Genomic DNA, 20,184 nt, shown 5'->3' on the forward strand with positions numbered 1-20,184 from the left:
ACGAACATGGCTGAATTCAAGGAAATCTCGCCCAACGCCTCCGCAGGCGCCAAACTCACGAACTGGTTCGAGAACCGGTTCCCGACCATGTTCGACGCCTACCGCGTCCACATGGCTGACTACTACGCCCCGAAGAACTTCAACTTCTGGTACATCTTCGGCTCGCTGGCCATGCTGGTGCTGGTGATCCAGATCGTGACCGGCATCTTCCTGGTCATGCATTACAAGCCCGATGCGGCCTTGGCCTTCGGCTCGGTCGAGTACATCATGCGCGATGTGCCGTGGGGCTGGCTGATCCGCTACATGCACTCCACCGGTGCTTCCGCCTTCTTTGTGGTGGTCTACCTGCACATGTTCCGCGGCCTGATCTACGGCAGCTACCGCAAACCGCGTGAGCTGGTCTGGATCTTCGGTTGCGCGATCTTCCTGTGCCTGATGGCCGAGGCCTTCATGGGCTACCTGCTGCCCTGGGGTCAGATGAGCTATTGGGGCGCCCAGGTGATCGTGAACCTGTTTGCCGCCATTCCCTTTGTCGGCCCTGACCTGGCGCTGCTGATCCGCGGCGACTACGTGGTGGGCGATGCCACCCTGAACCGCTTCTTCAGCTTCCACGTGATTGCCGTGCCGCTGGTGCTGCTGGGCCTGGTCGTGGCGCACCTGCTGGCGCTGCATGATGTCGGCTCCAACAACCCGGATGGCATTGAAATCAAGGGCCCGAACGCTCCGAAGGATGCTCAGGGCCACCCGCTCGACGGCGTGCCGTTCCACCCCTACTACACGGTGCATGACATCTTCGGTGTCAGCGTGTTCCTGATGGTGTTCACCGCCATCATCTTCTTCGCGCCTGAATTCGGTGGTTACTTCCTCGAGTACAACAACTTCATTCCGGCTGACCCGCTGCAGACGCCTGCGCACATTGCGCCGGTCTGGTACTTCACGCCGTTCTATTCCATGCTGCGTGCCATCACCAGCGAGATGATGTACGCCCTGATTGCCTGTGTGCTGCTCGCTGCCGTGCTGGCTGCGGTCAAGCTCAAGCTGTCCTCGCTGTTCAAGGCGGTGGTGCTGGGTGGTGCCGTGGTGGTGACGGCCCTGATGCTGGCGATCGATGCCAAGTTCTGGGGTGTGGTGGTGATGGGCGGTGCCGTCGTCATCCTGTTCTTCCTGCCCTGGCTGGACAACAGCGCGGTCAAGTCGATCCGCTACCGTCCGGACTGGCACAAATACCTGTACGGCATCTTCGTGATCAACTTCGTCGTGCTGGCCTATCTGGGCGTGCAGCCGCCGTCGCCGATCGGCGAGCGGGTGTCCCAGGTTGGCACACTGTTCTACTTCGGTTTCTTCCTGTTGATGCCGTGGTGGAGTCGTATTGGTCAGACCAAGCCTGTGCCTGACCGCGTTACCTTTGCTGCCCACTGAGCTGGAGATAACAAAAAATGAAGAAACTCATTCTCGGCCTGATCACGGCACTCGGTCTGCTCGGCGGTGCCCATGCGTCCAGTGGCGGTGGCATTTCTTGGGACAAGGCGCCCGTCAACACCAGCGACGTGGCTTCGCTGCAGAACGGCGCCAAGCTGTTCGTCAACTACTGCCTGAGCTGCCATTCGGCTGCCTTCATGCGCTACAACCGTCTGCAGGACCTTGGTTTCACCAATGAACAGATCAAGGACAACCTGCTGTTCGCCACCGACAAGGTCGGCGAGACCATGAAGTCGGCCATTGATCCGAAGCAGGCCAAGGAATGGTTCGGCGCCAACCCGCCTGACCTGACCCTGATTGCACGTTCACGCGCCGGCCATGGCGGCACGGGTGCTGATTACCTCTACACCTTCCTGCGTACTTTCTACGTGGATGAGACCAAGGCCACCGGCTGGAACAACCTGGTCTTCCCGAGCGTGGGCATGCCGCATGCGCTGTGGGAGCTGCAGGGCAAGCGTCGCCCGATCTACGAGACCAAGGAAGAACATGGCCATGAAGTCCATGTCTTCAAGGGCTGGGAGCAGCTGACGCCGGGCACCATGACGCCGCTCCAGTATGATCAAGCCATTGGCGACCTGGTCAACTTCCTGCAATGGATGGGTGAGCCGGCTCAGAAGACCCGTGTTCGCGTGGGCGTCTGGGTCTTGCTGTTCCTGTTGATGTTCACCGTGATCACCTGGCGCCTCAATGCCGCGTACTGGAAAGACGTCAAGTAACGTCTAACAGCCTCAACGGGCCACATCCACCGGATGTGGCTTGCGTTTTGCGGAGTGGGTTTGCAAAAATGCATCCCACTCTTTTTGATTTTTAGGAGTCTCCACCATGATGGTGCTGTATTCGGGAACCACCTGCCCCTTTTCCCACCGCTGCCGTTTTGTCCTGTTCGAAAAAGGGATGGACTTTGAGATCCGCGATGTGGACCTCTACAACAAGCCGGAAGACATCAATGTCATGAATCCCTACGGCCAGGTGCCGATCCTAGTGGAGCGTGACCTGATCCTGTACGAGTCGAACATCATTAACGAGTACATCGACGAGCGCTTCCCGCATCCGCAGCTGATGCCTGGCGATCCGGTGGATCGCGCGCGCGTGCGTCTGTTCCTGCTCAATTTCGAGAAGGAGCTGTTCGTCCATGTTTCGACACTGGAATCCCGTGCTTCCAAAGGCAATGAAAAGGCCCTGGAAAAAGCGCGTTCCCATATCCGCGACCGTCTGACGCAGCTTGCCCCGGTGTTCCTGAAGAACAAGTACATGCTGGGCGAGAACTTCTCCATGCTCGATGTGGCGATCGCGCCGCTGCTGTGGCGCCTCGACTACTACGGCATCGAACTGAGCAAGAATGCGGCGCCGCTGCTGAAGTACGCTGAGCGCATCTTCTCGCGTCCGGCCTACATTGAAGCGTTGACGCCGTCTGAAAAAGTGATGCGCAAGTAAACAACGGGTCGCTGTTCCATGATGAATGCTCCGAGCACCACGTCGACCCGTCCCTATCTGATCCGTGCCCTGTACGAATGGTGCACCGACAATGGCTTTACGCCGTATGTGGCGGTGCGGGTTGACGAGACCGTGCAGGTGCCGCGCGAGTATGTGAAGAACGGCGAGATTGTGCTCAACGTCAGCATGGATGCGACCAGTTCGCTCAAGCTGGGCAATGAGTTCATCGAGTTCAAGGCCCGCTTCGCGGGCACTGCGCGTGACATCATGGTGCCGGTGAGTCGGGTCATCGCCATCTATGCCCGTGAAAACGGGCAAGGCATGGCGTTCCCGCTGGATGAGGCCGGCGCGTCTGCGGCACAGGCGGACGAGGTGGCATCAGAATTGCCCGCCGAACGCGATGCTGAGGCGAAGACGGTCCAGCTGACGCGGGTCGATTCGGCACGCAGCAGCGACGAGCCCGAACCACCCAGGCCGCCAAGCGGCAATCGGCCGGCACTCAAGCGGGTCAAATGAGGCTTGTGGCCTCAGGTCGCCACGAGAGCACGGTAGAATAAAACCTGTGCCGATTTAGCTCAGTTGGTAGAGCACCCGCCTTGTAAGCGGTAGGTCGTCAGTTCGAATCCGACAATCGGCACCATCTTTTCCCTGCACGCACCCTGCCCGCCCGCATTCAGCGATCGCGGGAAATTTGGACCTTGAGCCGAATTGAGGTAATCTCCCAACCCTTGGTACGCAAGTGGGCTTCCAGTGCGGGCAGGAACTGCCGGAGCTTGGCCGCAACCGCGTTGCTGCTGACAATCAGGCACCAGACAGAGCCGTCGATGGGGCCAGCCTGGATGGCCGGACGCAAGGGGCCGGGGATCAGTGGTTCGATGGCCTTGAGCCGTGCCGACGAATCCCGGGTCAGCTCGGTCAGCCGGGCCAAGGTGGGAGAATCCTGTGTGGCCTGCAGCAGGGTCACAGGATGGTGGCGTCGGTTCATGGCGTTGGGTTGGAGCGGAGAGACGAATGCATTTGATTATCACGGATGCTTGGCTGGCAAAGAGCCGAGCCATCTACCTGAGCGGAACCAAGCTGCTGGTGGCCGTGCTGGCCCTGTCCTTCACCTTGATGCTGGTCGCTGCCGGCCTGTACCACTGGGTTTTTCTCAAGGGTGCGCGCGAAGGCTGGCCGGTGGTGGGGACGCTCGTCCGCCTGGTGATCAAGGACGAATTTGCGCAGCGCGACCGCTTCATGCGCGAAAACCTGGATGTGATGGCCAAGCGGCTGGGCGAGATGCAGGCCAAGATGATGCAGCTTGAATCGCTGGGCGAGCGCGTCTCGGGCCTGGCGGGCATCAATCCGAATGACATCAAGATCAAACCGGGGCAAGGCGGTGCGCTGGTGTCGGGCCGTCCGCTCACCATGGAAGAGCTGAACGCGACACTGGCGGATCTGGACCGGCTGACGGATCAGCGTTCGGACCTGATGGCGGTCATGGAGTCGCGTCTGTTTGAGCAGAAGGTCCGGACCATGATGGTGCCCACCCAGCAACCGGTGGTCGGCAACCTGGGATCCAGCTTCGGTTGGCGCATCGATCCGTTCACAGGGCGTTCCGCGCTGCATACCGGTCTGGACTTTCAGGCCAATACAGGCACGCCCATCCTGGCGGCGGCTGGCGGCGTGGTGGTGACCCAGGAATTTCACCCCGAATATGGCAACATGATCGAAGTCGATCACGGCAAGGACTTGATGACCCGTTACGCCCATACCTCCAGGGCTTACGTCAAGAAGGGTGATCTCATCAAGCGCGGGCAGCGGATTGCCGATGTCGGCAATACCGGCCGTTCGACCGGACCGCACCTGCATTTCGAGGTGCTGGTGCGCGGCGTGCCGCAGGATCCGCAGAAATTCCTGACGGCGGGTCGCAACCTGCCGGTGCAGCAGGTTGCCATGGCACCCGCTGGCGCCGCGACGGGGTCGAGCCCGCAGCCTGCGGCGCCCACGCCGGGGCTGGCACAACAGCCGGCAGCTCGGCCAGCTCCGGTGCCGGTTGCCGCCGCACCCGCGGCGCCAGCCCCCGCGCCGGCTCCCCAGCCGGCGGCGGTGCAAAGGTAGAATCAGACACTTGGTTTTCCTGCTGTCTGACGGGCCGCGCTGGCGGCTGTCTGGCCTTGGGAAGACTCGTTCCATCTTGATTGAAAAAGGATTGCGCTGCCCTGCAGGCCTCTTTGGGCTGGCGGGTCGGTAGGGCATTCATGGTCACCAACATCCTCACCAAAATTTTCGGCAGCCGCAATGATCGGCTGCTCAAGCAGTACCGCACCATCGTGGCCCGCATCAATGCGTTGGAGCCGCAGTTCGAGAAACTGAACGATGACGAACTGCGCGGCAAGACCCAGGAGTTCCGCGACCGGCTTGCCAAGGGGGAAACGCTCGATGCCTTGCTGCCGGAGGCGTTTGCCGTGGTGCGCGAGGGCTCCAAGCGCGTCATGAAGATGCGGCATTTCGATGCACAGCTGATCGGCGGCATTGCCCTGCACCAGGGCAAGATTGCGGAAATGCGGACGGGTGAAGGCAAGACGCTGACGGCCACGTTGCCGGTGTATCTCAATGCGCTGGGCGGGCAGGGTGTGCATGTGGTGACGGTCAACGATTACCTGGCCAACCGCGATGCGCAGTGGATGGGCAAGCTCTACAACTTCCTGGGCCTGTCGGTCGGCATCAACCTGCCGCAGATGCCCCGTGAAGACAAGCAGGCCGCCTACCAGGCCGATATCACGTACGGCACCAACAACGAATACGGCTTCGACTACCTGCGTGACAACATGGTGTACGAGGTGGCCGACCGGGTGCAGCGCGGTCTGAACTACGCCATCGTTGACGAGGTTGACTCCATCCTGATCGACGAGGCGCGCACGCCGCTCATCATCAGCGGCCAGGCCGAGGACCACACTGCACTGTATGTCGCCATCAATAAGGTGGTGCCGCATCTGACGCGCCAGGAGGGCGAGGCCGATCCGCGCACCGGGGAAGGCGTGACCAAACCGGGTGACTTCACGCTGGATGAAAAGAGCCACCAAGTCTTCCTGACCGAGCAGGGCCATGAGAATGCCGAGCGCATTCTCAGCCAGGCGGGCTTGCTGCCCGAGGGCGCCAGCCTCTATGACCCGGCCAACATCTCGCTGATGCATCACCTGTATGCCGCCTTGCGGGCCAACAACCTGTACCACCGCGACCAGCATTACGTGGTGCAGAACGGCGAGATCGTCATCGTGGACGAGTTCACCGGCCGCCTGATGACGGGCCGGCGCTGGAGTGACGGCTTGCACCAGGCGGTGGAAGCCAAGGAAGGCGTGGCCATCCAGGCCGAGAACCAGACACTGGCTTCCATCACCTTCCAGAACTACTTCCGCCTCTACAACAAGCTGGCGGGCATGACGGGCACGGCCGATACCGAAGCCTATGAATTCCAGGAGATCTACGGTCTGGAGACCGTGATCATCCCGCCGAACCGTCCGAGCCGGCGTGACGACCAGCTGGACCGTGTCTACAAGACCACGCGCGAGAAATACCAGGCGGCCATCCAGGACATCCGTGAATGCCATGAGCGTGGCCAGCCGGTGCTGGTCGGCACGACCTCGATCGAGAATTCAGAGTTCATCGCCGAACTGCTGCAGAAGGAAAAACTGCCGCACCAGGTGCTCAACGCCAAGCAGCATGCGCGCGAGGCCGACATCATTGCCCAGGCCGGCCGTCCCGGTGTAATCACGATCGCCACCAACATGGCGGGCCGCGGTACCGACATCGTGCTCGGTGGCAACATCGAAAAGTCGATCGAGGCGATTGAAGCCGATGCCACGCTGGATGCCGCGACCAAGGCCAAGCAGGTGGCGGCGCTGCGTGCGCAGTGGAACCAGGACCATGAGAAGGTCAAGGCGCTGGGCGGTCTGCGCATCATCGCCACCGAACGCCATGAGTCGCGCCGCATCGACAACCAGCTGCGTGGCCGCTCCGGTCGTCAGGGTGACCCGGGTTCGTCACGTTTCTACCTGAGTCTGGACGATGCGTTGATGCGTATCTTTGCCGGCGACCGGGTGCGGGCCATCATGGACCGGCTCAAGATGCCCGATGGCGAGGCCATTGAAGCCGGCATCGTGACGCGCAGCATCGAGAGTGCACAGCGCAAGGTCGAGGCGCGCAACTTCGACATCCGCAAGCAGCTGCTCGAATACGACGATGTGTCCAACGACCAACGCAAGGTGATCTACCAGCAGCGCAACGCCATTCTGGATGCGGTCGACCTGTCGGCTCAGATTGCCTCTTTGCGGGAGGGCTGTTTCACCGATCTCGTGCACCAGCATGTGCCGCCGGAGTCGGTGGAAGAACAGTGGGACATTGCCGGGTTGGAGAAGGTGCTGCACGATGAGTGGCAGATCGAGCTGCCGCTGCGCCAGCTGGTGCAGGACGCCAGTGCCATCACCGACGAGGATGTGCTTGAGAAGGTGCTGGCGGCTGCCAATGCCGCGTTCGACGCCAAGCTGGCCCAGATCGGTGCCGAGAACTTCACCCAGTTCGAACGCGTCGTGCTGCTGCAGAGCATCGATACCCATTGGCGCGAGCACTTGAGTGCGCTGGATTACCTGCGTCAGGGTATCCACCTGCGTGGTTATGCGCAGAAGCAGCCCAAACAGGAATACAAGCGCGAGGCATTCGAGTTGTTCGGCCAGTTGCTGGATTCGGTGAAAAACGAAGTCACCCGTGTCCTGATGACGGTACGCGTGCAGTCGGGCGAGCAGATCGAAGAGGCTGCCGATGCACTGGAAAGCCGCGCCGAGCACATTGCCAACGTGACCTATACCGCCCCGACCGAAACGGGGGAGGTGGAAACCACGGTCGATGCGGCAACACAGGTGGCTGCCGTCCCTCGCGTCGGCCGCAACGATCCTTGCCCTTGCGGCAGCGGCAAGAAATACAAGCATTGCCACGGCAAGCTGAGTTGAACTTTTTGAATTCCGAGTTGCACCATGCCAGTCAACCTGTCCGCTCCCAACGCTTCTGAACTTCTGCCCATCGCCGGGGTGCGCATCGGCGTGGCCGAAGCCGGTATACGCAAGGCCAACCGCAAGGATCTGACGGTTGTGCTGCTGGACGAAGGCGCCTCGGTGGCAGGTGTCTTCACGCAGAACCGTTTCTGCGCTGCGCCGGTTCAGGTGTGCCGCGAGCATCTGGCACAACAGTCCACCGGACGCGGCATCCGGGCCATGGTCATCAACACCGGCAACGCCAATGCCGGTACCGGACAGGACGGCCTGGCGCGCGCGCGCAGCACCTGCGCCGCGTTGGCCAAGCATTTGAATCTGCACGCAGAACAGGTGTTGCCGTTTTCCACCGGTGTGATCATGGAGCCGCTGCCGCATGAACGCATCGAAGCCGGTCTGCCGGCGGCATTGGCCGATGCGCGTGAGGACAACTGGTTGCGTGCAGCGGAAGGTATCATGACCACCGACACCGTGCCCAAGGCCTTTGGCGCGCAGGTCGTGATCGGTGGTGTCACGGTGAGCGTGACCGGCATCAGCAAGGGCGCCGGCATGATCCGGCCCAACATGGCGACCATGCTCGGTTTCATGGCCACCGATGCGCGTGTCAGCCAAGCAGTCATGCAGCAGCTGGCGCGTGAGTTGGCCGAGGGCTCGTTCAATCGCGTCACAGTCGATGGCGATACCTCGACCAACGACTCCTTTGTTGTCATTGCCAGCAACAAGGCCGCGCATGCACCGATCGAGTCGCTGGACAGTCCCGAGGGCCGGGCCCTCAAGGCCGCCATGCTGGGGGTGGCGCGCCAACTGGCCCAAGCCATCGTGCGCGATGGTGAAGGCGCGACCAAATTCATTGCCATCCAGGTGCAAGGCGGCAAGACCGCCGACGAATGCCGCCAGGTCGCCTATGCCATTGCGCACTCACCGCTGGTGAAGACGGCGTTTTACGCCAGCGATCCGAACCTGGGTCGCATCCTGGCGGCGGTTGGTTATGCGGGCATCGCCGATCTTGACCAGACCGGCATCGATCTGTTCCTGGACGATGTGCACGTGGCCGTGCAGGGCGGGCGCAACCCGGCCTACCGCGAGGAGGATGGCCAGCGCGTGATGAAACAAAGCGAGATCACGGTGCGTGTGGTGCTGGGCCGTGGCCAGGCTGAAGACACGGTCTGGACCTGCGACCTTAGCCACGACTACGTGTCCATCAACGCTGATTACAGAAGTTAAGCACCCCCGACTCTCGCTCACTTCGTGTAGCTCGCATCCCCCCTCAAGGGGGCGCACCCAGCGGCCCGGCGAAGCCGGTTCCACGGGTGCTTGCGAAGGGAGTCAGGCGATCACCGAGTAGAGACATGAACGAGAAATTTGACCGTCTGATCGATCGTGCCGAGCAGCTGATGGCGCGCATCGAATCCATCCTGCCGCAACCGCTGGCCCAGCCCGACTGGACGGCTTCCATCGCTTTTCGTTACCGCAAGCGCAGCTCAGGCCATGGCGTCATCGAGCCGGTGCGTCATGTAGGGGCAATGCATCTGGATCAGCTCAAGGAAATTGAGCAGCAGAAAGAGAAGATCCAGCGCAACACCGAGCAGTTCGTGCGCGGCCTGCCGGCCAACAATGTGTTGCTGACCGGCGCGCGCGGCACCGGCAAGTCATCGCTGATCCGGGCCTGTCTGCACACCTATGCCGATCAGGGGCTGCGTCTGATCGAGGTCGACAAGGCCGACATGGTTGATCTGCCGGATATCGTTGAGGTGGTGTCGCAGCGGCCCGAGAAGTTCATCGTCTTCTGTGATGACCTGAGTTTCGAGGAGGGTGAGCCGGGCTACAAGGCGCTCAAGTCCATCCTCGACGGTTCGGTGGCCGCCACCACGCCCAATGTGCTGATCTACGTCACCAGCAACCGGCGCCACCTGTTGCCCGAGTACATGAAGGACAACCTCAGCTATGCGCCGAGTGACGATGGCGAGATCCATCCGGGCGAGGTGGTGGAGGAGAAGATTTCCCTCTCTGAGCGTTTTGGTCTGTGGGTGAGTTTCTACCCGTTCAGCCAGGATGAGTACCTAACCATCGTCGCGCAGTGGCTGTCGTCTTTCCAGGTCGACGCTGCCGCCATCGAGGCCGCCAAACCCGAAGCCCTGGTGTGGGCCCTGGAACGCGGTTCGCGCAGTGGCCGGGTGGCCTTCCAGTTTGCCCGCGACTACGCCGGCAAGCACGCGCAGGCATGACACAACGCCCGTTGATGGCCGATGCCGACCGCCCGCGCGAAGGCGGCGCAGACCGGCCTGTGACCGAGGTTGCCGTGGGCGTGCTGATCCGGCCCGATGGCAGTTTTCTTCTGACCTCGCGCCCGCAGGGCAAGGTCTATGAGGGCTACTGGGAATTCCCGGGTGGCAAGCTGGAAGCCGGTGAAACGGTGGAGCAGGCCTTGCGGCGCGAGCTGGAGGAGGAACTTGGCATTCATATCGGTGCCGTTCACCCTTGGAAGTCGGAAGTTGTTGACTATCCCCATGCCTTGGTGCGCTTGAATTTCTGCAAGGTGTTCGAGTGGCTAGGCGAATTGCAGATGCGTGAGAGCCAGTCGTTCGCCTGGCAGCAGTTGCCGGTTCAGGTGGTGCCCGTGTTACCCGGGACGGTGCCGCTGCTGCAATGGCTGGCCGAGGAGCGCGGCTTTCAGGGTGCTACACATTCGATAGCGTCTGGCGCAGATAAATAAAGGTCTGGGGTCGGATTCCGCTTCGAATCACTGGAGCTTGGGGTCGCCGAACTCCTGATCGTCCGGCGGTGCCTCGGCGGGCATGCGGAAGTCTTCGCTGGCCCAGGCGCCGAAGTCGATCTGCTTGCAGCGTTCGCTGCAGAAGGGGCGGTAGGGGTTGCTGGGCGCGTAGATGCTGTCGCCGCCACAGGTTGGGCAGACGACGATTCTGGGCTGGCGGGGGGCGTTGTTGACGGAATCGCTCATGCTGTGCCGGAAAGAAAAGGCCGGATGCTCCCGCCTCAGGAACACAGGGTCAATTCGAAGGCCGCATCTTCATTGCTGGCGTGCAGCCGGTCGTCGTCTTCGAGCCGCATCAGCCGGATGGATACCATCAGTCGGTTGCCGCTGATTTCGGGGATCAGTCCGAGTGCCGGATCGAGTGCGAGACGCAGCAGCTGGAAGGTGCGACCTTGCGGCAGGTTCTGCTGGTACTGGCCGCCTGTGGCCATGACTTTCTGGGGTGAGCCCGAATCACGCAACAACTTGAGCAGCAGATGGATGGAGTCGGCCAGCGGTGCCAGCGTGGCTGACCAGCGTTCCAGGTCGGCCCGGCGATGGGCGCCGGATTCGTGCTGCCAGGCGTAGTAGGCCGGCAGATCGAATTCGCAGGTGCCACCAGGAATGCCGATGCGGCTGCGGATGCTCATGAGCCAGTCGTTTTCGGTCAAGGCATGGCCGGCCTTGCCGGGCAGGTTGTTGAGGTCGGTGAAACCGCGCTCGATCTGCTGCAGGACGCCGTCCAGCACGGTCTGATCGATGGCAGGATTGCCGCGGTAGGCCAGCAGCGCTTGTTTCTGCTTGTCCAGATCCTTGAGCACATCCGATTTCAGATCGGCACGTGCGCCCACATCCATGACTTCAAAGATGGTGGCCAGGGCGTAGTGGTGATCCAGCGGCTCTTCGCGTGAAACCAGTTCTGTCAGCCGGTGGAACAGATGTTCCAGCCGCAGGTAGGTGCGGATGCGCTCGTTGAAGGGGTATTCGTAGATGATCACGCTGATATTTCCGGACCCTGAATCATAGCCCGAAGCGTACAGCGATTTGCTTGACTTCCATGGCCAGTTCATCGAGTGTGAGGCCGTCGTTGCAGAGCACCAGGTCGGCCGCGCGCAGCCGAGCGGACCGGCTGGCCTGGCTGGCCATGATGTCCAGGACGGTTTCGCGGGGCAGGCCGTTGCGCTGCATGACGCGCTCGATCTGCAGCTCAGGGCGGCAGTCCACGACCAGCACCTGGTCCAGCCGGGCCCGCCAGTGACTGGATTCCACCAGCAGCGGCACATCGAACACGATGCAGCGTCGGCCATCCGCCACCGCAGCCTCGGTCTGGCGCGCGGTCTCCAGGCCCACCAAGGGGTGAACGATGTGCTCCAGTTGCCGGCGAGACTCCGGGGCGCGGAAGACGCGTTCGCGCATGCGCTCGCGGTCCAGTGCCCCGTCGGGGGTGATGAATTCGGGGCCGAAGGTCTGACGGATCGCCTCGATGGCTGCGCCACCTGCTGCCGTGGTCTGGCGCGAAATCGCATCGGCGTCGATCACGGCAGCGCCATGGCGGGACAGCATGGCCGCCACCGTGCTCTTGCCGCTGCCGATGCCACCGGTAAGCCCGAGACGGATGACGGCCTGCATCGTTTACAGCCCGATGAGGCGCAGGATGCTTTGCGGGCCGAAAATCATGGCAGTGAGGCCTGCCATGGCCAGAAAGGGGCCGAAGGGGACGTAGCCGCCTTCACGCAGCCCGCTGCTGAACTTCATGGCGATGCCGATGATGGCACCGATGACGGAGGCCATCAGAATGATGGGGATCAGGGCCGACCAACCGAACCAGGCACCCAGGGCGGCGAACAGTTTGAAATCACCGTAGCCCATGCCTTCCTTGCCGGTCAGCAGCTTGAAGGCCCAGTAGATCAGCCAGAGTGAGAGGTAGCCCGCCACGGCACCCCACAGCGCCGTGCTCAGCGGTATGGGGGTCCATTGCAGGGCGGACGCGATCAGGCCGCCCCAGAGCAGCGGCAGGGTGATGTCGTCGGGCAGCAGCGTCGTATCCCAGTCGATCAGGCCGAGTGCCAGGATGGCGGCGGCAAAGGCGCTCCAGGCCAAGGCGGCGGGTGTGGCGCCCCAGCGCCAGACGCTGAAGGCAAACAGGGCAGCGGTCGCAAGTTCCACCAGCGGATAGCGCAGGCTGATGGGGGTGCCGCAAACCGAGCATTTGCCGCGCAGTCCCAGATAGCTCAGGACGGGAATGTTTTCATACCAGCGGATGGGGTGGCCGCACTTCTGGCAACGCGAACGCGGCATCATGAGATTGAAGGGCTCGGCTTCCGGCATTTCCCGGTTGTTCAATTCGGCACATTCGGCCGCCCACTGTCGCTCCATCATCTTGGGCAGGCGGTAGATCACGACATTGAGGAAGCTGCCGATCAACAGGCCCAGAAGACCGGCCAGGGTGATATCGAAGAGGGGGGATACCAGCATCAGACCACCTGACCCAGCTTGAAGATGGGCAGGTACATCGATACCACGATGCCGCCGATCAGGCTGCCGAGAAACACGATGATGATGGGCTCCATCAGGCTGGACAGGCCAGCCACCATGTCGTCAACTTCGGCTTCGTAGAAATCGGCCGCCTTGCCCAGCATGTGGTCGATCGAACCTGATTCCTCGCCGATCGAGCACATCTGCAGCACCATGGTGGGGAACAGGTTGGCATTGGTCATGGCGGCTGTCAGGCTGGTGCCGGTGGAGACCTCGTGCTGGATTCTTTCGGTGGCTTCCAGGTAGATCGAGTTGCCGGCGGCGCCGCCAACCGAATCCAAGGCCTCGACCAGTGGCACGCCAGCCGCGAACATGGTGGACAGAGTGCGGGTCCAGCGTGCAATGATGGACTTTTCAATCAGGGTGCCGAAGACTGGCACCTTGAGCAGCAGACGGTCCATGAATTTCTGCATTTTTTCGTTTCGCTTCCAGGCCTGAAAGAAGAAATACAGACCGCCGCCAATGCTGCCGAAGATCAGCCACCAGTAAGCGACAAAGAACTCACTCATGCCGATCACGAACAGGGTCGGCGCCGGCAGGTCGGCACCGAAGGACGAGAACACCTCCTTGAAGGCTGGGATCACGAAGATCATGATCACCGCGACGACGACGAAGGCGACGACAACGACGGAAATCGGGTACATCAGGGCCGATTTGATCTTGGACTTGATGGCCTCGGTCTTTTCCATGTAGACCGCCAGCCGGTCAAGCAGCTGGTCCAGAATACCGGCCTGTTCCCCCGCCTCGACCAGGTTGCAGTAGAGGTTGTCGAAGTACATCGGGTATTTGCGGAAAGCGGTACTCAACGAGGTGCCGGTCTCCACATCGGTGCGGATGTCGTTGAGCAGCCGAGTGACGCTGGGGTTGGAATTGCCGCGCCCGACAATGTCGAATGCCTGCAGCAGCGGGACGCCCGCCTTCATCATGGTGGCGAGCTGGCGCGTGAAGATGGCAAGGTCCTTGGCCTTGATGGGCTTGCCTGAGCGCATGCGCCGTTTCTTGATCTTCGCCGGCAGAACGCCTTGGCGCCGCAAGGCCGCCTGCACCTGATTCTCCCCACCCGCGCGCATTTCGCCGCGCATCATCTTGCCGTTGCGATCCTTGCCTTCCCATTCAAAGACAAATTCTTTAACGGCTTTGGATTTTGCTGTCGCCATGCGGTTCCCCGGGTTTCTTGTCAGTTATTTGTTGTGGATGACCTGGACTTCATTGACATGGAGTCGGCCAATTGTCGTTGTCATTGGGTACAGAGGGGGTGATGCGGCGTCCGACGGCCGGGGAGCGGGCGCCAGATGAGGAACCGATCGTTTCGGCGGCCATCAACGGCCTCGGCAGGCCGGCCCGAGTTGGCGCAGGACTCTGCCCAAGAAGGGCATGGGTAAGGGGTCGTTGTTGAGTGGCGGAGTCAGTGGCTGCCATGAGGCGGGAATGTACGGGGCCAAAGAAGACCCGTGGATCATCGCCGATTGCCCGCCTGATGTAAATCTGGGGCGGGCAGGCAAATTGCAAGCAGACGTTGCAAAGCAACAGGCCGGGCGCAGATGGGGGGATGGCGCGGGGTGATGGGTTTCGACCCCGCTTTGTGATTTCTACGTTGAGTCGTAGAAGGAAAACTGGTCGGAATGAGAGGATTCGAACCTCCGACCCCTTCGTCCCGAACGAAGTGCGCTACCAGGCTGCGCTACATTCCGATATCGTTGCCGCGGCGGCCTGTTAAGACTGACGCTCCAGCAACTGAGCCGCCAATTGTAGCAGACTGTCGGCATGGGCTCCGGCTGGCAGACGTTGCGCTGCGGCTACGGCACGTTCGGCTTCCCGTGCGGCGGCTTGGCGCGATACCTCCAGTGCACCGGTTTCCCGGACGATGGCGATCACTGCCTCGAGTTGTTCTGTGGCTCCGTTTTCGATGGCATGACGAATCAGCTCGCGTTGGCTGCCGTTGCCGCGTTGCATGGCGGCGATCAAGGGCAGGGTGGCTTTGCCCTCGCGCAGGTCATCGCCCAGGCTCTTGCCCATGACGGCCGCATCGCCGGCGTAATCCAGCACATCGTCAATGACCTGGAAGGCCGTGCCCAGTGCCTGGCCGTATTCGGCGCAGGCCTCCTCAAGCGCGGGCTCGGCGCCGGCCAGAATGGCGCCGACACGGGCGCTGGCTTCGAACAGTTTGGCGGTCTTGGAGCGGATCACCTGCAGGTAGCCGGCTTCGTCAAGACCGGCGTTGTGCATGTTCATCAACTGCATGACCTCGCCTTCGGCGATCACGTTGGTGGCATCGGCCAGCACCTGCATGATGCGCATGTTTTGCGCTTCCACCATCATCTGGAAGGCACGGGAATAAAGGAAGTCGCCCACCAACACACTGGCAGGGTTGCCGAAGGTCTCGTTGGCGGTGGGGTTGCCGCGACGCAGAACCGATTCGTCCACGACATCGTCGTGCAGCAAGGTGGCGGTATGGATGAATTCCACGACCGCAGCCAGATTGAAGCGTTGCGCGCTCTGATAACCGAGGGCGCCGCAGGTCATCAGCAACAGGGCCGGCCGCAGGCGTTTGCCGCCGGCCGCGATGATGTACTGTGAGACTTGACCGACCAGGGGGACGCCTGAGTTCAGGCGCTGGGAGATCACTTGATCCACGGCACGCATGTCATCGGCGATGAGCGCGAGCGGGTTGGCTGGACGAGTTGGGTTCACTGTGGCAGGGCTTCAAAGCCGGTAGGAGGTGGCCGATTATAGGAAGCACTGCCAAGTCGGGTGGGCGGGTATGTTAGTAATCCCAAACTATGCTATACTTATTGGCTCTGCGGAATCCGTCCGTAGGGATCATTCACAAATGAGGTCAACATGTACGCGGTCATAAAAACCGGCGGCAAACAATATCGTGTTGCTGCTGGCGAAAAAATTAAAGTAGAACAGATTGCTGCGGACGTAGGCCAAGAGATCGTCATCGACCAGGTTCTGGCAGTCGGCAACGGCGCTGAACTGAAGGTCGGTACGCCCTTGGTGTCCGGCGCGACTGTCAAAGCCACGGTGGTGGCTCACGGCAAACACGACAAGGTTCGCATCTTCAAGATGCGCCGTCGTAAGCACTATCAGAAACGTCAAGGTCACCGTCAGCAGTTCACTGAGCTGCAAATCGGCGCAATTTCTGCTTAAGGGGCATCAGTCATGGCACAGAAAAAAGGCGGCGGCTCTACGCGAAACGGGCGCGATTCCAAGCCCAAGATGCTCGGTGTGAAGGCTTTCGGCGGCCAGCAGATCAGCGCCGGCTCCATCATCGTGCGCCAGCGCGGTACCAAGTTCCATCCCGGCACCAATGTCGGCGTGGGCAAGGACCACACCCTGTTTGCCCTGGTCGACGGCCAAGTGTCGTTTGCCGTCAAAGGCGCGCTCAACAAGCACACGGTGAATGTGACCGCCGCAGCTTAAGCTGTCAGCGCTTGCTCCCGTGCGAAACCCTGCGCCTCAAGCGCGGGGTTTTTCGTTTATAAACCTTGGAAACTCACTGTCATGAAATTTGTTGACGAAGCCTTCATCGACATCGCCGCCGGCGATGGTGGCAACGGCTGCGTCTCGTTCCGGCACGAGAAGTACAAGGAGTTCGGTGGCCCCAACGGCGGCGACGGTGGCCGTGGTGGCCACGTCTTTGCAGTGGCCGACCCGAACCTGAACACGCTGGTCGATTTTCGCTACACACGCCGCTTCGAGGCCAAGCGCGGCCAGCATGGCATGGGCTCTGACATGTTCGGCGCTGCCGGCGACGACATCACGCTCAAGGTGCCGGTCGGCACCATCATCACCGACGCCGAAACCGGCGAGGTGCTGTTCGAGCTGCTGCAGCCGGGTGAAGTCATCACCATTGCCAAAGGTGGCGATGGCGGTTTCGGCAACCTGCGTTTCAAGAGCGCCATCAACCGCGCGCCGCGGCAGAAGACGCCGGGCTGGCCCGGTGAACGTCGCAGCCTCAAGCTGGAGCTGAAGGTGCTGGCCGATGTCGGCCTGCTGGGCCTGCCCAATGCCGGCAAGTCCACGCTCATCACCGCCATTTCCAATGCCCGCCCGCGCATTGCCGATTACCCGTTCACTACGCTGCACCCCAATCTGGGGGTGGTGCGCGTCGGCCCGGAGCAGAGCTTCGTGGTGGCCGACCTGCCGGGCCTGATCGAAGGGGCATCCGAAGGTGCAGGTCTGGGGCACCTGTTCCTGCGGCATCTGCAACGCACCCGTCTGCTGCTTCATGTGGTGGACATGGCGCCGTTCGACGACAACGTCGATCCGGTGGCGCAGGCCAAGGGCATCGTGGCCGAACTGAAGAAATACGACAAGTCGCTGTACGACAAGCCGCGCTGGCTGGTTTTGAATAAACTCGACATGGTGCCGGCAGAGGAGCGCGAGGCGCGCGTCAAGGACTTCGTCAAGCGCATGAAGTACAAGGGACCGGTGTTCCAGATCTCGGCGCTGACGCATGAAGGCTGCGACCAGTTGGTCAAGGCGGTGTACGAGCAGGTGAAGAAGCAGCAGGTGGCCGAGCAGCCCTCGGTGGAGATCGATCCGCGCTTCAAGGATGAGCCCAGCGCCTAAAATCCGCTATTTAATTCATAGCTATTCACGCCTGGATGACAAGGGCGAAAAGCCAAAATGACCCATCAAACAGCTTCAGGCGTCATGCGCGATGCGCGACGCATTGTCGTCAAGGTCGGCTCCAGTCTGGTGACCAACGAGGGGCGCGGTCTGGACCAAGTGGCCATCGGCGAATGGTGCCGCCAGCTGTCGACGCTGGTGCGCGAGGGACGTGAAGTCATCATGGTCTCCAGCGGCGCCATTGCCGAAGGCATGAAGCGTCTGGGCTGGAGCAGCCGTCCGCACGAGATCCACGAACTGCAGGCCGCGGCCGCGGTGGGCCAGATGGGCCTGGCGCAGATGTACGAAACCCGGCTGCGCGAACACGGCCTGGGCAGTGCCCAGGTGCTGTTGACCCATGCCGACCTAGCCGACCGTGAGCGTTACCTCAATGCGCGCTCCACCCTGCTGACGCTGCTCAAGCTCGGCGTGGTGCCGGTGATCAACGAGAACGACACGGTGGTGACCGACGAGATCAAATTCGGCGACAACGACACGCTGGGCGCCTTGGTGGCCAACCTGGTCGAAGCCGATGCCCTGATCATCCTGACCGACCAGAAAGGCCTGTACACGGCCGACCCGCGCAAGGACCCGGCCGCTCAGTTCGTGCACGAAGCCCAGGCCGGCGATCCGACGCTGGAGACCATGGCCGGTGGCGCCGGCTCCAGCCTTGGCAAGGGCGGCATGATCACCAAGATCCTGGCGGCCAAACGTGCGGCCGGCTCCGGTGCCTCCACCGTGATTGCCTGGGGACGCGAACCTGATGCCCTGCTCCGCTTGGCGCGCGGCGAGGCGATCGGCACCCTGCTGGTGGCGCAAACGCAGAAGAACCAGGCACGCAAGCAATGGATGGCCGACCACCTGCAACTGCGGGGTGCTGTGGTGGTCGATGCCGGCGCCGCGGTCAAGCTGCTGGAAGAGGGCAAGAGCCTGCTGCCCATCGGCATGACCGCGGTGGAGGGGGAGTTCTCGCGTGGCGACGTGATCGCGGTGCGGGACGAAAGTGGGACCGAGATCGCGCGCGGCTTGGCCAATTACGCCAGTTCCGAGGCGCGGTTGCTGTGCCGCAAGCCTTCGGCTGAATTCGAAAAGCTGCTGGGTTATACCGCCGAGCCGGAGATGCTGCACCGGGACAACCTGGTGCTCGCTCGCTGAAGCATCACGGGTCCTGGCGCGGATTTTTCAGTCGCCGGATCAGTTCTGCCACCGTTCGGGCGCCGATGCCATGGCTCTCGCAAGCGCCTTGACGTGCGAGGGCAAGGGCGTGCCGGGTCGCGCTCTGGGTGTTGTCCAGTTCGCGCCAGACCGGGGCCGCGACCATGTTCCAATGTCCGGGCTCACTGGCACGGGCATAAGTCTTGAACTCACCCGTGTCGCAACGCAGGCCTTCGTACATGGCATTCACACTGCCGGTCGGGTTGTAGGCGACCATGACATAACGCACCACCCAGTCGGGGCCAATGGTCAGGGTGCTGGGGTCGACGCCAAAAATCAGGCTGGTACGGATCGGCAACTCGATCACGATCAGGCCCTCTTTGCGCCAAGACGGTGGCGGAGGCGCCTCGGCCTCCTGCCAGTCTTCATCGGCAGCGTGTGCCGGCACGGTGATGACACTGGCAATCAGCAGAACCATCCATGTGAGTGCACGCTTGAATTTAGCCGGCATGTGATCCTCGGCTGGTTTGCGGATCGGGGTCAAAGGTTGCACCGGGTGGCAATTCAATCATGTTTTTTGGTGGGGCGGACGCAGCGACCTGCTCCAGGTCGCGCCCACGGTTGCCCTGACGCAAAAAGCCGCTGCGGTGATCGTGACGGGGCAAAAAACGCGCCAACTCGGTCAGCGCCATCTCGTAGACACCGCGCTTGAACTCGACCACCATGTCGAGCGGAACCCAGTAGTCGTTCCAGCGCCAGGCGTCGAATTCAGGGTGGTCGGTGGCGCGCAGATTCAGATGCCAGTCCTGCCCGAGCAACTGGAGCAGGAACCAGATCTGTTTCTGGCCTTTGTAGTGGCCGCGTGCCTCACGGCGGATGTAGCGGTCCGGCACCTCATAACGCAACCAGTCCCGGGTCCGGGCCACGATGCGCACGTGATCGGGCTGAAGCCCGACCTCCTCGCCCAACTCGCGGTACATGGCCTGTTCCGGGGTCTCGCCCCGATCAATGCCACCCTGCGGGAACTGCCACGAGTGGGTGCGTATGCGTTTGCCCCAGAAAACCTGATTCTTCTGGTTGAGCAGAATGATGCCGACGTTGGGCCGAAAACCGTCCCGGTCAAGCATAATCAAACCCCAAATTTTTAAACTGAGTCCATTATGCACGGCCGACGTCGTGCATCAAGGT

Annotated in this window: 22 protein-coding genes and 2 tRNA genes; 14 read left to right on the forward strand and 10 right to left on the reverse strand. The window is 61.8% G+C overall.

Annotated elements, in window-relative coordinates:
* Positions 1–6: 6 nt before the first annotated feature.
* The 5 genes from CDE01S_RS00680 to CDE01S_RS00700 all read left to right on the forward strand — a co-directional run bounded on the left by CDE01S_RS00680 (position 7) and on the right by CDE01S_RS00700 (position 3,553).
* Positions 7–1,419, forward strand: coding sequence for a cytochrome b (locus CDE01S_RS00680; protein ID WP_066702164.1), 1,413 nt, complete (start codon positions 7–9; stop codon positions 1,417–1,419).
* A 17-nt stretch (positions 1,420–1,436) separates the two neighbouring features.
* The gene (locus CDE01S_RS00685) at positions 1,437–2,195 is read left to right on the forward strand and encodes a cytochrome c1 (RefSeq protein WP_066702167.1); all 759 of its coding nucleotides are present in this window, start codon (positions 1,437–1,439) and stop codon (positions 2,193–2,195) included.
* A 106-nt stretch (positions 2,196–2,301) separates the two neighbouring features.
* Positions 2,302–2,913: a glutathione S-transferase N-terminal domain-containing protein gene (locus CDE01S_RS00690; protein WP_066702169.1), complete on the forward strand. Its 612-nt coding sequence runs from the start codon at positions 2,302–2,304 to the stop codon at positions 2,911–2,913.
* Positions 2,914–2,934: 21 nt separating this feature from the next.
* Complete coding sequence (locus CDE01S_RS00695) at positions 2,935–3,429, forward strand: ClpXP protease specificity-enhancing factor (protein WP_174525442.1); 495 nt, start codon at positions 2,935–2,937, stop codon at positions 3,427–3,429.
* Between the two features lie 48 nt (positions 3,430–3,477).
* Positions 3,478–3,553, forward strand: a tRNA-Thr gene (locus CDE01S_RS00700).
* Positions 3,554–3,586: 33 nt separating this feature from the next.
* Here the strand turns inward: CDE01S_RS00700 and CDE01S_RS00705 are convergent.
* The gene (locus CDE01S_RS00705) at positions 3,587–3,898 is read right to left on the reverse strand and encodes a hypothetical protein (protein ID WP_066702180.1); all 312 of its coding nucleotides are present in this window, start codon (positions 3,896–3,898) and stop codon (positions 3,587–3,589) included.
* A 26-nt stretch (positions 3,899–3,924) separates the two neighbouring features.
* Here CDE01S_RS00705 and CDE01S_RS00710 point away from each other — a divergent pair, with 26 nt between their 5' ends.
* From CDE01S_RS00710 to CDE01S_RS00730, 5 genes are all read left to right on the forward strand, one after another.
* Positions 3,925–5,013: a M23 family metallopeptidase gene (locus tag CDE01S_RS00710; protein WP_084382615.1), complete on the forward strand. Its 1,089-nt coding sequence runs from the start codon at positions 3,925–3,927 to the stop codon at positions 5,011–5,013.
* A gap of 140 nt (positions 5,014–5,153) precedes the next feature.
* Positions 5,154–7,898: a preprotein translocase subunit SecA gene (gene secA, locus CDE01S_RS00715; RefSeq protein WP_066702182.1), complete on the forward strand. Its 2,745-nt coding sequence runs from the start codon at positions 5,154–5,156 to the stop codon at positions 7,896–7,898.
* A 24-nt stretch (positions 7,899–7,922) separates the two neighbouring features.
* Positions 7,923–9,161: a bifunctional glutamate N-acetyltransferase/amino-acid acetyltransferase ArgJ gene (gene argJ, locus CDE01S_RS00720; protein WP_066702185.1), complete on the forward strand. Its 1,239-nt coding sequence runs from the start codon at positions 7,923–7,925 to the stop codon at positions 9,159–9,161.
* Positions 9,162–9,286: 125 nt separating this feature from the next.
* Positions 9,287–10,162 carry an ATP-binding protein gene (locus tag CDE01S_RS00725; protein WP_066702195.1) on the forward strand — a complete coding sequence of 292 codons (876 nt, stop codon included), beginning with the start codon at positions 9,287–9,289 and terminating at the stop codon, positions 10,160–10,162.
* Positions 10,159–10,650, forward strand: a complete 492-nt coding sequence (locus CDE01S_RS00730) for an NUDIX domain-containing protein (protein ID WP_066702198.1) — start codon at positions 10,159–10,161, stop codon at positions 10,648–10,650. Before CDE01S_RS00725 ends, CDE01S_RS00730 begins: the two co-directional genes overlap by 4 nt.
* 27 nt (positions 10,651–10,677) lie before the next feature.
* Here CDE01S_RS00730 and CDE01S_RS00735 read toward each other — a convergent pair whose 3' ends face one another.
* From CDE01S_RS00735 to CDE01S_RS00765, 7 genes are all read right to left on the reverse strand, one after another.
* Positions 10,678–10,896, reverse strand: coding sequence for a DNA gyrase inhibitor YacG (locus CDE01S_RS00735; protein WP_066702201.1), 219 nt, complete (start codon positions 10,894–10,896; stop codon positions 10,678–10,680).
* A gap of 35 nt (positions 10,897–10,931) precedes the next feature.
* Positions 10,932–11,687 carry a cell division protein ZapD gene (gene zapD, locus CDE01S_RS00740; RefSeq protein WP_066702204.1) on the reverse strand — a complete coding sequence of 252 codons (756 nt, stop codon included), beginning with the start codon at positions 11,685–11,687 and terminating at the stop codon, positions 10,932–10,934.
* A gap of 22 nt (positions 11,688–11,709) precedes the next feature.
* Positions 11,710–12,318 carry a dephospho-CoA kinase gene (gene coaE / locus CDE01S_RS00745; protein WP_066702206.1) on the reverse strand — a complete coding sequence of 203 codons (609 nt, stop codon included), beginning with the start codon at positions 12,316–12,318 and terminating at the stop codon, positions 11,710–11,712.
* A gap of 3 nt (positions 12,319–12,321) precedes the next feature.
* Positions 12,322–13,164 (reverse strand): prepilin peptidase, encoded by an 843-nt coding sequence (locus tag CDE01S_RS00750; protein WP_066702209.1) that lies wholly within the window; start codon positions 13,162–13,164, stop codon positions 12,322–12,324.
* Positions 13,164–14,381 (reverse strand): type II secretion system F family protein, encoded by a 1,218-nt coding sequence (locus CDE01S_RS00755; protein ID WP_066702212.1) that lies wholly within the window; start codon positions 14,379–14,381, stop codon positions 13,164–13,166. Before CDE01S_RS00755 ends, CDE01S_RS00750 begins: the two co-directional genes overlap by 1 nt.
* A gap of 457 nt (positions 14,382–14,838) precedes the next feature.
* Positions 14,839–14,915 (reverse strand) — tRNA-Pro (locus tag CDE01S_RS00760).
* 22 nt (positions 14,916–14,937) lie between these two features.
* Positions 14,938–15,867: a polyprenyl synthetase family protein gene (locus tag CDE01S_RS00765; protein WP_066702215.1), complete on the reverse strand. Its 930-nt coding sequence runs from the start codon at positions 15,865–15,867 to the stop codon at positions 14,938–14,940.
* Positions 15,868–16,065: 198 nt separating this feature from the next.
* On the opposite strand from CDE01S_RS00765, the gene rplU reads away from it, so the two are divergent.
* The 4 genes from rplU (at position 16,066) to proB (ending at position 18,996) form a co-directional block, all read left to right on the forward strand.
* Positions 16,066–16,377: a 50S ribosomal protein L21 gene (gene rplU / locus CDE01S_RS18035; protein ID WP_082605348.1), complete on the forward strand. Its 312-nt coding sequence runs from the start codon at positions 16,066–16,068 to the stop codon at positions 16,375–16,377.
* 12 nt (positions 16,378–16,389) lie between these two features.
* Positions 16,390–16,650 carry a 50S ribosomal protein L27 gene (gene rpmA, locus CDE01S_RS00775; protein WP_066702221.1) on the forward strand — a complete coding sequence of 87 codons (261 nt, stop codon included), beginning with the start codon at positions 16,390–16,392 and terminating at the stop codon, positions 16,648–16,650.
* An 81-nt stretch (positions 16,651–16,731) separates the two neighbouring features.
* Positions 16,732–17,802, forward strand: coding sequence for an Obg family GTPase CgtA (cgtA, locus tag CDE01S_RS00780; protein WP_066702223.1), 1,071 nt, complete (start codon positions 16,732–16,734; stop codon positions 17,800–17,802).
* A 57-nt stretch (positions 17,803–17,859) separates the two neighbouring features.
* Complete coding sequence (gene proB / locus CDE01S_RS00785) at positions 17,860–18,996, forward strand: glutamate 5-kinase (protein ID WP_066702225.1); 1,137 nt, start codon at positions 17,860–17,862, stop codon at positions 18,994–18,996.
* Positions 18,997–19,000: 4 nt separating this feature from the next.
* Here proB and CDE01S_RS00790 read toward each other — a convergent pair whose 3' ends face one another.
* Positions 19,001–19,474, reverse strand: coding sequence for a CNP1-like family protein (locus tag CDE01S_RS00790; protein WP_218016483.1), 474 nt, complete (start codon positions 19,472–19,474; stop codon positions 19,001–19,003).
* A 22-nt stretch (positions 19,475–19,496) separates the two neighbouring features.
* Positions 19,497–20,123 (reverse strand): RNA pyrophosphohydrolase, encoded by a 627-nt coding sequence (locus CDE01S_RS00795; RefSeq protein WP_066702231.1) that lies wholly within the window; start codon positions 20,121–20,123, stop codon positions 19,497–19,499.
* Between the last annotated feature and the right edge of the window lie 61 nt (positions 20,124–20,184).

The organism is Curvibacter delicatus NBRC 14919 (assembly GCF_001592265.1).
GTDB lineage: Bacteria > Pseudomonadota > Gammaproteobacteria > Burkholderiales > Burkholderiaceae_C > Hylemonella > Hylemonella delicata.